This window comes from uncultured Methanobrevibacter sp., from assembly GCF_947170395.1.
Taxonomy (GTDB): Archaea; Methanobacteriota; Methanobacteria; order Methanobacteriales; family Methanobacteriaceae; genus Methanocatella.
Genome location: NZ_CAMVTE010000028.1, coordinates 17,925 through 32,192, shown reverse-complemented (window position 1 = coordinate 32,192; position 14,268 = coordinate 17,925). Strand labels below are relative to the sequence as shown.

Annotated in this window: 9 protein-coding genes; 6 read left to right on the top strand and 3 right to left on the bottom strand. The window is 32.9% G+C overall.

Translation table 11 applies throughout. The features are described from left to right. On the top strand, positions 1-95 hold a 95-nt coding region (locus tag Q0W04_RS08180), incomplete at its 5' end, for a 30S ribosomal protein S27ae (RefSeq protein ID WP_298501890.1). 71 nt (positions 96-166) lie between these two features. Continuing rightward, the gene (gene argH / locus Q0W04_RS08175) at positions 167-1,588 is read left to right on the top strand and encodes an argininosuccinate lyase (protein WP_298501888.1); all 1,422 of its coding nucleotides are present in this window, start codon (positions 167-169) and stop codon (positions 1,586-1,588) included. 279 nt (positions 1,589-1,867) lie between these two features. Here the strand turns inward: argH and Q0W04_RS08170 are convergent, their stop codons facing one another. The 3 genes from Q0W04_RS08170 to Q0W04_RS08160 are packed head-to-tail and all read right to left on the bottom strand — an operon-like array spanning position 1,868 to position 3,698. Then, on the bottom strand, positions 1,868-2,047 hold the full coding sequence (locus Q0W04_RS08170) for a hypothetical protein (protein WP_366938643.1): 180 nt from the start codon (positions 2,045-2,047) through the stop codon (positions 1,868-1,870). Between the two features lie 37 nt (positions 2,048-2,084). Continuing rightward, positions 2,085-3,101, bottom strand: a complete 1,017-nt coding sequence (locus tag Q0W04_RS08165) for an ATPase (protein ID WP_298501884.1) — start codon at positions 3,099-3,101, stop codon at positions 2,085-2,087. Beyond that, a complete protein-coding gene (locus Q0W04_RS08160; RefSeq protein ID WP_298501882.1) occupies positions 3,102-3,698 on the bottom strand; it encodes an NAD(P)H-binding protein in 597 nt (198 codons plus the stop codon). It lies immediately after the preceding gene. Positions 3,699-3,781: 83 nt separating this feature from the next. Here Q0W04_RS08160 and Q0W04_RS08155 point away from each other — a divergent pair, with 83 nt between their 5' ends. The 4 genes from Q0W04_RS08155 to Q0W04_RS08140 all read left to right on the top strand — a co-directional run bounded on the left by Q0W04_RS08155 (position 3,782) and on the right by Q0W04_RS08140 (position 14,258). After that, on the top strand, positions 3,782-4,930 hold the full coding sequence (locus tag Q0W04_RS08155; RefSeq protein ID WP_298501880.1) for an aldo/keto reductase: 1,149 nt from the start codon (positions 3,782-3,784) through the stop codon (positions 4,928-4,930). Between the two features lie 81 nt (positions 4,931-5,011). After that, complete coding sequence (locus tag Q0W04_RS08150) at positions 5,012-6,298, top strand: O-acetylhomoserine aminocarboxypropyltransferase/cysteine synthase family protein (RefSeq protein ID WP_298501878.1); 1,287 nt, start codon at positions 5,012-5,014, stop codon at positions 6,296-6,298. 124 nt (positions 6,299-6,422) lie between these two features. After that, positions 6,423-10,697: a DUF4062 domain-containing protein gene (locus Q0W04_RS08145; RefSeq protein ID WP_298501875.1), complete on the top strand. Its 4,275-nt coding sequence runs from the start codon at positions 6,423-6,425 to the stop codon at positions 10,695-10,697. A 12-nt stretch (positions 10,698-10,709) separates the two neighbouring features. Then, a complete protein-coding gene (locus tag Q0W04_RS08140) occupies positions 10,710-14,258 on the top strand; it encodes a right-handed parallel beta-helix repeat-containing protein (protein WP_298501872.1) in 3,549 nt (1,182 codons plus the stop codon). The last annotated feature ends 10 nt before the right edge of the window (positions 14,259-14,268 follow it).

The following is a 14,268-nucleotide window of genomic DNA, read 5'->3' as shown; positions in this document are numbered from 1 at the left end:
CAATTTGTCCTCGTTGTGGTGAAGGTGTATTCATGGCTGACCATGGTGACAGATTTGCCTGTGGTAAATGCGGATACACTGAAATGAAAAAATAAGATTTTTTTAAAATCTTAATTTCTTTTTTTTATTTATTTTTATAATTAATTATTTTTAAGAAGGGATTTCTTTGGATAATATTAGAAATGGTCGTTTTAAGACTGGAATGGCTGATGAAGCAGCCGAATATACTTCATCTCTTGAAGCTGACATGCTTCTTTTTGAAGCTGATATAAAAACTAATTTTGCACACACTTCCATGTTGAAACATGAGGGAATCATAGATGCTGAAATTGCTGATAAAATTTTATGTGCACTTGACAACCTTAAGGAAGAGGGTTACGAAGCTTTGGTATTCGATGCAACAATTGAAGATGTTCACATGGCAATAGAAAACTATGTAACCTCTAAAATTGGTCCTGAAGCGGGATTTATGCACACTGCAAAATCACGTAATGACCAGGTCGCATGTGATGTAAGATTGGTTTTAAGGGAAATGATTGAAGAAATTCAGATTGGCATTTTGGAGTTTATGGAAGGTTTGGTTGAAATGGCCGGAGATCATCTTGAAGATGTTTTCATAGGATTTACCCATTTGCAGCACGCCCAACCGATAACTATCGCTCATCATTTAATGGCCCATGCGCAGGCTTTAAAAAGGGACTATGAACGTTTGGCTGACACTTATAAACGTGTAAATCTAAACCCATTAGGTTCAGCCGCAATGGCAACCACCAGTTTTCCAATCAACAGACAGTTAACTACTGATTTGCTTGGTTTTGATGCATATCTGGAAAACTCCATGGATGGGGTTTCAGCACGTGATTTCATATCAGAAACAGTCTTTGATTTGGTGGCGCTGTCTTCAACACTTGCCAAAATCTGTGAAGAGTTGGTTTTGTGGAGTACCTATGAGTTTGGTGTTATTGAAATGGCCGATGAATATTCATCAACATCTTCTATTATGCCTCAAAAGAAAAACCCTGACGTGGCTGAGCTTGCAAGAGGTAAAACAAGTATTGCCACAGGTGAGTTAATCACCATTTTAACTATTCTTAAAGCTATTCCATATACTTATAACAGGGATTTGCAGGAAATAACTCCTCATTTATGGAATGCCGTTAAAGTAACAAGGGAAACATTGTCAATCGTGACTAAAATGATGTTGTCTGTTGAGTTTAAGGTTGACAGATGTGCTGAGCTTGCGGGCAAAAACTTTGCAACCGCAACTGATCTTGCAGACATCATGGTTCGTGAAAAACAGATTCCGTTCAGAACAGCCCACAAAATTGTTGGAAGAATTGTCAACGAAGCAACCGCTAATGAAATGGCTGAAGAGGATATCACATCCAAATTCATTGACGATATTGCTGTTGAATTAGGTTTTGATGAGCTGAACCTGGCTGATGATTTAATTCAAAGAGCTTTAAACCCGGTTGAAAACGTTAGAATCAGAGCAGTTCCGGGTGGTCCGGCTCCTGAAATGGTTGAAATAGCTCGTGACAATATTAAAGAATTCTTAAATGAAGAATTTGAGTTGAAAGGAATTTAATTCCTTTTATTTTTTACTTTTTTTTAAATTAATTTTTCTAAAATGGGGAATGTTATTTGATATTTTAATGTTTAGGCATACCTAAACTTTATATACTTTTAAAAACAATATATTATTGCAGATATAATCTTCGATTATAGAAGCAAGATTGACAAGAGATATATTGTAGGAAACTTATTAAATGATTGTTCCTCAATGAATTCAATAAGTAATGCTCAGCTCCTATTTATATCTCAAGTTCAATCCTTTAACTTCTTTTGATAAAAAAGTTAAAATAAATTATTTTTCATGTTTTTGAGACTCTACATAATTTTCATGAATCTCCTCGGCAAGATCCTGGTTGCCTTCTATAATGGGTCCGGTATAATCGCAGTCATAGCAAACCCACTGTGACCAGTTTTGGGGGATAATCCATTTTACATTCCTGGAACCGCATCTGGGACAAATTTTTTGCATCATATTATCTAATTTCGATTTCTGATTATTATAGTTTTTGTTACTGTTTGGTTTTGTAGAAACTCCATATCAGGTCAAGTGCCTCGCCGGGTTCAAGTGCGCCCGAACGGGTTTCCCTTAATATTCTTTGTATGGAAAATTTCTTCATATGTGGGAATTTCCTGTGAACTTCATAAAGCAGCGGACAGCCGAATCCTTTGAATGTCTGCAAATCATAGTTTCTGATTAAGGATTTTATTTCTTGCTTGCCAACACTTAAACTTGCTGGAAGGTTCAGACGATATAATGAATCCTCCTGTAAATTTATGCATTGACTGCCGGTGGCAAGCATATCACCAAAGACAATTACAGGTATTTCTTTTGATTTTGCATATTGCTTTACCAGCTCGGAAGTGTTTTTGGAACATCTTCCGCATGGATGAACATTGCCTGTAAATGATTCTCGGATGATGTCTGAGTAGTCGGCTTCAAGATATTCATGTTTGATATTCAATGAGTCGGTTAAAAGTTTGATATTTTTCTTGAATTGGTTTGGAAGAATGATTGTTCCCGGATCGACGGTAACTGCAATCGGATTGAACCCTAACTGTTTAGCCAGAATCAGTGAAAAGCTGCTGTCAACTCCTCCCGAAAGTGCAACAACACATTCAACATTTTCAGATTCTTCAAATTCATTTTTGCTGAAAAATTTTTCAAAACTGAAACTGTAGATGTTGTCCAACTTATTTTCGATAGCTATTTTTAAATTATCCAATCCTGTCAAATCCAAATCCAGATTTGAAATGGTTTTCAGAGATAGTTTTAATTTATACTCTTTGTTTAAAAAATCGCCGTAGGATTCAACGTGAATACTGTCAAGACCTAATTTTTCTTTGAGTTTTCCTACTACCCAACCGCCTTTTCCAATAATGGCTGATTTATCAGGTCTGTCTTCTGTAATAATCCATAATTCATTATTTTCAAAGTAAATTTCTTCTATGAAAATATTTACTTTTTCATGGCCGATTTCTTCTCTTATGGCATTAATTTCATCTAAAAGGAATTCTTTTGTATACATTTAACTCATATCTTTTGTAATTGAAATGCTTTGGCGAGAATATTTTTCGTTATCTTCTATAATCTCTAAAGCTATCTTTTCAACAGATGCAATGGTGGAAATGTATCCTTTAGGTGTTTCACCTTTTTTGGTAATTACATATTCATCTTCATCACCATGTATCAGATAACCGCATCTGAAGATGGTGTAGTCCAAATCACTGTTTTCAATAATTTCTGCAGCGTTTCTGTTTGGAATCTGTTCCTTTTCGTTATCCACATTGTATTCTCCGCCGTTGTCTTCAGCCAGCTCATTGTAGATTCCAACTACAGTCATGTAGATTACTCTTTGGGGATTGATTTCAACTAGATTGCGTGCGATTGCAGCCTGGTCTGAACCTGAAACAGCACAGTATACTAAATCCTGACCTTCTAAAGCTTTTTCAAGGTCTTTTTTGTTAGTTGCATCAAGGCTTACTGATGTGACTCTATGGCTGTCTTCATAGATGTTTCTGGCAGATTTTGAAATTACTGTAAGTTGGTAATTTGGATTTGTAAGCAGTTTGGCTGTAAAAAGCCTTCCAAATTTTCCGGTTGCTCCGATAATTGCAATATTCATTTTTTCACCATTAAGTATTATTTTTGAATTTTTACTTAAATATTAGTATTGGTTTTGAATTAATAATATATAGAGGTAAGATAATGAGATATAGAGAGTTAGGCAACACTGGCATTAAAGTATCTGAAATCGCATTTGGAGCTGAATTTTTAGTTCAAAGACCATATGAAGATACTGAAGTCTTAATCAGGGCTTGTGAGGAAAACGGAATCAATTTCGTTGACTGCTGGATGAGTGAACCTGATGTCCGTTCACATCTGGGAAGAGCCATTAAGCCCAATCGTGAAAACTGGGTTATACAGGGTCATATCGGATCAACCTGGCAAAACGAACAGTACGTGAGAACTCGTGATATGGATAAGGTAATTCCAGCTTTTGAGGACTTTATGGAAAGATTTCAAATAGATACCCTGGATTTTGGTATGATTCATTATGTTGACCAGCTGGAGGATTATAATGAAATCATGAACGGTCCGTTTATAGAATATGTCCGTAAACTAAAAGAGGAAGGTACAATAGAGCATATCGGATTAAGTACCCACAATCCCGACATTGGTCTTCTGGCGGCACAAAATCCCGAAATAGAACTTTTAATGTTTTCAATCAATCCTGCATTTGACATGTTCGGTTCAATGCCTGATATTGAAGAGTACAGAAAAGATGATGCTTATGATGATTCGATGTTTGGTCTGAATCCTCAAAGGGCTGAAATTTATGAATTGTGTGAGAAAAACGGAACTGCACTGACTGTAATGAAAGGATTTGCAGGAGGGAATCTGCTTTCGGATGAAACATCCCCATTCGGAGTGGCTCTAACACCTGTTCAGTGTATCCACTATGCATTGGAGCAAAAGGGAGTATCAAGTATATTTGTTGGTGTTAAAACCGTAGATGAGCTTGAAGAATCTTTGAAATATTGTGAAGCTGGAGACAGTGAAAAGGATTATTCCGAAACTTTAAAAAATGCACCAAAACATTCATTTAAAGGACAATGCACATATTGCGGTCATTGCCAGCCATGCACTTCAGGAATAGATATAGCAATGGTGAATAAATTGTTTGATCTTGCAAAAAATCATGATGAAGTTCCGGCAAGCGTACAGGAGCATTATAATAATTTAAAATATAATGCAACAGAGTGTATCGCATGTGGGGACTGTGAGCCTAGGTGTCCATTTGATGTTCATATTGTGGATGTGATGTTGGACGCTCAGGATTTGTTTGGCTTTTAGGGAATTGCCATTATAGTTTTAAAAGCAGTTTTTCTAATTCAAATATAAATATTAAATTTTACATAACTATTACTGATTATTATGGCGTATGAAATCAAAAACAAAAAAAACATATCAACAATAGGTGTTCATGCAGGCCAGGAAGAGGTCGATGAAACCGGCTCAAGGGTAACACCAATTTATCAAACCACATCCTATGTGTTTGACACTCCCGAGCAGGCTGCAAACAGGTTTGCTCTTAAAGAAGGGGGAAACATTTATACAAGATTAACAAATCCGACCACTCAGGCATTCGAGACAAGAATGGCAGCTATTGAAGGTGGAACTGCAGCATATGCAACCGCTTCCGGAATGGCAGCTATTTTTTATGCAATCATAAACCTGACTCAGGTCGGAGACAATATCGTATCAGCAGATAACTTATACGGCGGAACATATGAGCTGTTTGAAAATACTCTCGAGGAATTGGGTCGTTCAGTAACTTTTGTAGACTCACAGTCACCGGATGAATTTGAAGCTGCAATTAACGATAAAACAAAAGCAATTTATGTTGAATCCATTGGAAATCCAAAATTGGATATTCCTGATTTTGATAAAATTTCTGAAATTGCACATTCCCATCAAATCCCATTGATAGCCGATAATACTGTGGGTATCGGTTCTGTAAGGCCGTTTGACCATGGTGCAGACATCATCGCTTCTTCTGCAACCAAGTATATCGGAGGTCATGGAACTACTTTAGGTGGAATTATCATTGAAAAGGGTGACTTTGACTGGATGAACGGTAAATTCCCAACACTTTCCGAATCTGATGAAACTTATAACGGATTAATATTTGCCGAAACATTTAAGCAGTCAGCCTTCACAACAAGAATCAGAGCAGTTGTAGGAAGGGATACCGGTGCTGTTCCTTCCCCATTTGGGTCATTTTTACTCCTTCAGGGATTGGAAACTCTTGGGTTAAGGATTGAAAGGCATGCTTCAAATGCAATGGCTGTAGCACGCCATCTTGAAGCTCATCCTAAAGTTGCTTGGGTGACTTACTCCGGTCTTGAATCTTCTCCAAACCATGAGGTTGCCAAAAAGTATGCTGAAAAAGGATATGGAGGAATCGTATCATTCGGTCTTAAGGCAGGTTATGACGGGGCATTAAAATTCATTGAAAATGTTGAGCTTATTTCATTTTTGGCAAATATTGGTGATGCTAAATCATTGGTAACCCATCCTGCTTCAACCACTCATTCCCAGTTATCCGAAGAACAGCAATTGTCCACTGGAGTAACTCCTGATTTGATTAGGTTTTCAGTAGGTATTGAGGATATTGAAGATATCCTTGCTGATGTCGACCAGGCATTGGATAAAATTTAATCAGAAGTTTTTTAAACTTCTCTTTTTTTTTAGAAATTCAACTTTTTATATTTTTCATTTTTTAAAAATCTATTTAAAGAATTATTTTTATAAATAAATCTATAACTAATTAGTTGGGGTTTTTATGGAATGGAAATATGCAACAGTATTTATTAGTAGCAGTTTTAATGATATGCATTCAGAAAGGGACTATCTTATTAAGGAAGTATTTCCTGAATTGACTGAATGGTGTGAAAAACATAAAATACGTTTATCTGATGTGGATTTAAGGTGGGGAGTTTCTGAAGAAACCTCCAAAAACAAAAATACTATTGAAAAATGTCTAAGCCACATTGATAAAAGCCGCCCATTTTTCTTATGCTTTTTAGGTCAGCGCAGGGGCTGGATTCCTGATTTTGCAGAAGACATTAGTGATGAAACTATCAACACATTTAAAGGCATTGAAAAAACATACAATGGACGTTCCGCTACCGAAATGGAAATTGAATATGCATTGCTTACTCCATTATATAACTTTTTGAGAAAAAAGGAGTGTCCTCCTACAAGACATTCCCTATTTTTCCTAAGAGACCCTTCATACATTGATGAAATTACTGATGCACAAAGACTGATTTATACTAATGATGAACTTGTAGATCCTGATAAAATTGATTATGCAACCCAACAGTCAAAAGAAATCATCGAGGAGATTAAATCTAGAAAAGCCAAAGAAGATGTAAAAGACGATGATGATGAAACCAAAGTTAATATTAAGATCACTGATTATGAAGGCAGTTGGAATAAAAATCTGAAAATTCCGGAATTAAGAGAAGCTAATGGTAAATTCACAGAAAATGAGTGGCAGGGAAGATTAACTAATTTTAAGGTTAAAAGCGATGATGGTGAAAATGCTCTTAAGGATGTTATTATTGAACAGTTGAAAGAACAACTAAAAATAGCTTTTAAAGAGAATTTCCCGGAAGGCGGAGTAATAGAAGAAACACCTCTTGAAAAGGAATTGAACCAGCAGGATAATTTCTGTTATATGAACAGTGAAGGTTACATCGAACGTGAAACTGATGTAAACAGATTAAAAAAATATATTGCTGATGATAGTGAAAACAGAATCTGTCTGGTTTCATCTAAAGCGGGTTATGGTAAAACAATGCTCCTTGCTAATTTTGCCACTTATTTGGAAAGGGAATATACAAATAAATTCAATGATAAAAAAGAAAATAAAAAGCATATTTATAAAAGGTTCTGCGGAGCATCTGATGACAGTTCAAGAGTATTGTCTTTATGGCAAAGTATAGTTGAGGAAGCGGGAATTCCAAAAGATTATGAATATTATCCTGAAAATATGGATGCTTTGAAAAGAAATATTCCGTATATCTTGGATGAAATTGCATCCAAAAATGATTCTGTCATAATTATTGATGCTGTTAACCAGATGCCTGATGGTTTAAACATGTTGAAATGGCTATCAGCGCCTGAATCCAGCAATCTAAAAATCATAGTTTCTGTTAAAGAGGACCCCGATAATGAAAAATACAACAATCAACTCAAGATAATTAAAAACAAATCCTCCATTTCAGATAATCAGGATTACTGCTTCGAGCTAAGGCCGTTTGAAAGTGATGATGATAAAAAAGAGCTAATAAACAAATATCTTGAAAACTACTTAAAGGAATTGGGGGATGATGATGTTAAAACTGTTTGCAGTTTTAAAGGTTCTGAAAATCCATTATATCTAAAGATTTTACTTGCAGAGCTAAGAGTATTCGGTTCTTTTGAACAGTTATCCGATAAAATAAAAAGTTTTGGAGATTCCCCAAAAGAAGCATTTAAGCAAGTTTTGCACAGACTTGAAGATGATGAACAATATAATGAAGCAGATAATGTGGTAAAAATATTATTCTCTCTTTTAGCTTATTCAAGATATGGATTGTCTGAAAAGGAACTTGTTGAAATTATTTCTAAAGAAAATGGTGCTAGTGGTGATGAAACTAAAATAAATGATATTACAAATTCCATTAGGATAAACTTAAGACAGGTAAGACCATTTTTAGCAAGAAAAGAGGGACGTCACGACTTTTTCTATGAAAGTTTCAAATTAGCTGCTGAAGAAAAGTACGGTGATGATAAATTACATGTAAATGGGCTTTTGGCAGATTATTTCATGGAAAAGTCTGATCCAAATAATGATTTGTCATTCGCTGAGAAGGCTGATTATGATGAAAAATTAAGACATTTGAATGAACTTCCGTACCATTTAAATGAGGCTGAAAAATATGATATGTTATCTGATGTATTGTCATCATTTGCATTTATCAAAAACAAATACGAGATGTCCAATGTCTATAATTTGATTGCTGATTATCAGTTTAATCAGGAGCATAAGTTCATGCAGTCTGATGACCATCCTATTGTTTTGATTGGAAGAGCATTGGAGCTGTCGGCTCCTGTTTTAGATAATCATAAAAACCAGTTATCTACACAGTTATGGGGGAGAATGAAAGGAATTGAGGATGAAACAATTGAAAGGTTGCTCAATGAAATTGGTTCAAATACTTCAGATAAATGGTTAAAATCAAAAACAAATGCTTTATATTCGCCTAAAAGTGCAATTATCAAAAGAATCAAACCTGATGGTAAAAGAGCAGCAACTGCCATATCCATGGTTGATGAAAATACAATCATCATTGGAAATGAGGATGGAACGTTGAATATTTTCGATATTGAAGATAATGAATTGGAAATTCTAAGTGAAACTTCTTCAAAAATAATCAAATTCATTTTAGTAGATGATAATACAATTCTTGTTGCTAATGAGGATGGTAACATTAAGGAATGGGATATTAACAACAAGATGGTTACTAAAGAATATTCAAAAATAGAAACTCAAATAACTGATATCTACCTGTCAAAGACTTATCAAAAGATTTACGCATCTTCACATAGGGGTGTGTATTCCATAAATCTTGAAACTGATGAGTTAAGAAGGGAAGATATTGAAGCTAAAAATTACAATCAGATATTGGTTCCAAGAAGAAACGAAGCAATCCTTGTTTGTGATGAAAAAGGAGTTGACGGTTGGGATGTATATGAAATGAGGAAAGCATATAACCGACACCATCAAAACAACCCTAATGATGATGAAAGGATTGAAGGAAGCGTAGATACAAAAATGGATTCCAGCAGTGATATTAAATTCATGGGTTTAAACAAAAGATTTTTAACATTGATTTCAGAAAATGGACTAATGAAATTCTGGAATACTCTTAAAAACTCTGGAGGAGGAGAAAGTATTGATGAAACATTTGTATGTGGTTTCAATGATAAATTCAGACAAGCTAAAACACTGGAAGACGAAAATCAGATTATCACATTATCTGAAATGGGTGTATTAAGGGTTTGGGACATTCCGCAACCAAGAGATCCTACTTTTGGAAAACCTGTAATTGACATGCAGACCGGTATCAGGTCACCAACAGCCATTGATTATTTCACTGATGGTGAAAATAGGTGGGTTATTGTAGGAAACAAAAACAATGATGTGAGTATAATAGATTTAAATAAGAAAGTGGAAGAAAGTGATGATGATAAACACGGTGAAACAGTTCTTTCAATTAAACTCCATAATGACAATATGATTACTGCCTGTGAGAATGGGGAAATTTATACCTGGAACTTTGCCGATGAAAAACTATTGAGTGATGATTTTGCAAATGACTTTAGAAATAACTGTATTTCGTACAATTATTCCACCTCAGAAGTTGTCTCAGCAGGTGTAAGGCATGAAAAAGATGGTAGGATAATCAATAAAATAGCCACATGGAAAGTAGGTGATGGTGAGGCTGAAGATTATAAAAAAACCGATAGCACTGTGGTAGATATTGCTCAAAACAGTTCTGATATAATTTTCATAGAGCAGAACAAATTAACAATAGGTAATAATGAAATTTCTTTATCTGAAACTGCAACAACTTTGGTTAATAAATTTGAATCAGACAGTGTGTTTGTCGGATTTGAAGATGGAAGTATTGTTGAATATCCTGATGAATCCAGTTTTGAAAAACCTGTTGAATCAGCTGTAACCAAAATTAAAATCACTGATGACAATAAATTGATTGCAGGATATGATGATGGGTCTATTGGAATATTTGGTCTGGATGGGACTAACTTAAATGTATTTAAAGCTCATGAAAAAGCCATTACAAACATCAATATTATCAGCAATTCTAAAATTTTAACAGTTAGTGAAGATAATACGTTGAAATTCTGGGATATTGATGAATGTGAATGCACCTACACTTATTTCCTTGATATCTATTCAACAGCCGTTAATGTTCGTGGTGATAAATTAGTTATTGGAGATACATTGGGTAATGTGAGATTTTATAATATGGTGAATTCTTAAGGGGATGTAAATATGGGATTATTTGATAAATTTAAAAAGAATTCATCAAAAAAAGATATCTCTTCAAAAAATACTAAATCTTTTAAATATTTGGATGATTTGATTCATAGCGGGCAAAATAATATTGTTATGGATGCTGATATTAGTTTAAATGTTGGTTTTTTAAGTAAAGAAAAAGAACAATACGCAAATGGGATCAGATTAGATGTAGATAATCTGATTATTGATGGAAATAATCATTTTATAGATGCTCTTGGGGAAACACGTATTTTTGAAGTATTTGGTAAAAAAATTACATTAAAAAATATACAATTTAAAAATGGTTTCGCACCTAAGGATGGTGGAGCAATATGCAATCATGATGATGGGGAAATACAAATTAAAAATTGTTCATTTACTGATAATTATGCTCGTAATGGTGGTGAAGCTATTGTTAATAAGGGTAATATGGATATTTTGGAGTCTTATTTCACATGCCCTAATCAATATTATATAGAGAATAAGAATTACTTATCAGTTAAAGGCTTAACTTTTAAAAACCCTAATAGTTTGAATATTAGAAATTATGGGCGAGTATCTGCAGAGGAATCATTATTGGAAAATATTGATGATAGTTTTTATGATTCTAAAATTTATACAATGCTTTCTAAAAGCAATCAAACATTTCGTTCTTTAAACGATTTAATTGCCAGGGGTATTAAAAATATAATATTGGATGATGATATTCATTTCTCTTTTTTTGATGATGAAATAGAAATTGATACTGATGAATTAGTTATTGATGGAAATGGTCATACTATAGATTCTCAAGGTAAAACACGTTTTTTTAACATTAAAAATGGAAAAATTGTATTTAAGAATATTCATTTCAAAAATGGCTTCTCTTCAAAGAAGGGTGGAGCATTATTCAATAAGGGGGATATTCAACTAATCAGTTGTTTGTTCACTAATAATAATGCTTTAAAGGGGGGTGCAATATACAATGAAGAAGGTTCTAAATTAAATATTGTTGATTCTACATTTATAGATAATATTGCAGATGAAGGTGCTTTGGCCTATAATAATTTTGGTGAGATAAATTGTAACAATTCTATTTTGAAAAATAATTCTGCATATAGTTATGGTGGAGGAATATACATTAATGGAGGTTATGTGAAATTTTCTAATTCAGATTTATCCAATAATGTTGCCTTTGAAGGTGGATTATTTTATAACAAAGGTAAATTACAAATTTTTAACTGTAATTTTAATCATAATGAAGCAAAGCATTGGATTAAGGCATATTCTAGGCGTGATGAGTCTAAAGGGGGCGCAATATATAATTGTGGACAACTACAAATCAAAGATTCAACATTAAAATGTAATGAATCAGAAATTGGTGGTTTTTTAATTTGTAATGGTAATACTAATTTAATCAAATGTTCATTTGTAGAAAATAGAGCTTCAAGAGGTGGTGCAATTTCTATTTTGGAAAATGGGGAATTACAGATAAATGAATGTTCATTCCATGATAATAATGCTTCAAATGGTGGCGCTATATATAATGAGGGTGAATTAAACGTATCCTCTAGTTTATTTGAAAGAAACAATGTTGAATCTCAAGGGGGTGCTATAACTAATCATAATAAGTTAGTAATAGTTGATTGCTCTTTAAGAGAAAATTCTGCAAAGTATATGGGTGGCGCTATATATAATAATGGTCAATTAAAAATTATTAATAATTCATTATTTGGGAATATAGCAGACCATGGTAGTGCAATAGCTAATGTTGATAATTTAAATGTTAGTAATTGTTCTTTTATGAATAATGCAGCCGTTTCTGATGGAGAATATTTTGTATATGGTGGAGTAATATATAATGAAAATGAAGTTCAAATCAATAACTGCTCAATCAGTGATAATATTACAAAAAATGAAGCAGAATCTGTAATAGTTAATAGGGGATTTTTTAGAATAATTGGTGGTGAATTAACAAATAATAATTCTAAAGATTATCTTATTTTTAATGAAAATTTATTGCAGATATATGACACTATTATAAAAGAAAATAATTCGGGCAATATTATTTCGAATAAGGATGAATCTGATTTGGTAATTTCTAATTGTCAATTTATAAAAAATGTTATTAGTGCTTCTGTAATTTGTAATGATGGAAAGTCTTGCAATGTTAGTAAGACTACTTTTGAAAGTAATATCTTAAATAATAAAGCTATTTTTAATATCTATAATAAATCTGATTTAGTTTTACAAAATTTAAAAATTCATGATTCTGAAAAAACTATTTTTAATGAAGGATATATTCAGATTAAAAAATCTTCTCAAAATTTTGAAGAGGATATTATAGGCAGTGGTTTGATTGAGACTGATTTGGTTCCTAGTGAAGATAAATTTGATTTCTCTTATTTAGATAAAAAAATTCATGAAGAGAATATTAAAGAAATAGTTTTAAAAGAAGATATCCGTTTAGAAAATTATGAATCTGAGTTTTATGAAGGTGGTATTGAATTGGATGTTGATGATTTAGTTATTGATGGAAATGGCAAAGTTATTGATGGAAATAATAAATCGCGCATTTTTATCATAACTGGAAATAATATTACTTTAAAAAATATCATATTCAAAAATGGGTATTCATATAAAGATTATTTTGATTCGATAAATTCAAACGGCGGTGTTTTAAGGGTCACTTCAGATAAAAATGTTAAAATTGAAAATTGTGAATTTATTTCTAATCAATCTGAATATAAAGGCGGGGTAATATTCACTAGTAATGATGTTGTTTTAAAAATTGGCAATTGTAATTTTGACAGTAATAAATCTGGAGTTTTATATAATTTTAATAGTGAAGTACATGTGGATAAATGTTCATTTTCTAAAAATATGGGTAATTTGATATATAATAATCAGCTATTGGAAGTAACTGAATGTAATTTATATGAAAATGAAGGGATAGCTGTTGAATGTAGTGGTAAATCAGATATTTCAGAATCTAATTTTTTTAACAATAAATGTAGTTATGATTTAATTGAAAATGTTGGGAAAATACGAATTGATAATTCTTCATTCCATGATAATGTGGCGAAAGTACTGTTGTTGAATAAATCTGATATGCATATTTTAGAATCTAGTCTATTGGATAATGATGCAGGGGGTATAGATAATATGGATAAATTACAAATTACTAAAAGCAAGTTATCTAATAATAAATCTAGTGATGGCGGTGCAATTAGGAATAGTGGTGAATTGGAAGTTGAATATTCTGTATTTTCTGGAAATGTTGCTGAATCAGAAGGTGGTGCAATATATAATTCAGGCAAGCTGAAAATTCATAATTGTGAATTATTAAATAATATGGCATACGGATTATGGGGTGGTGGTGCTTTATTTAACTATATAGCTGATATGAAAGTGAATAACTGTCTTTTTGAAGATAATAGGGCGAATAATGGTGGTGCAATTCTTAATTATGGTGAAAATCCATTAACTGCTATAGGGCTGAGTGTTATTAATTGTACTTATAAAAATAATAGTCCAGATAATGTGTTTGAAAAACCCAGATGACTTTATATTA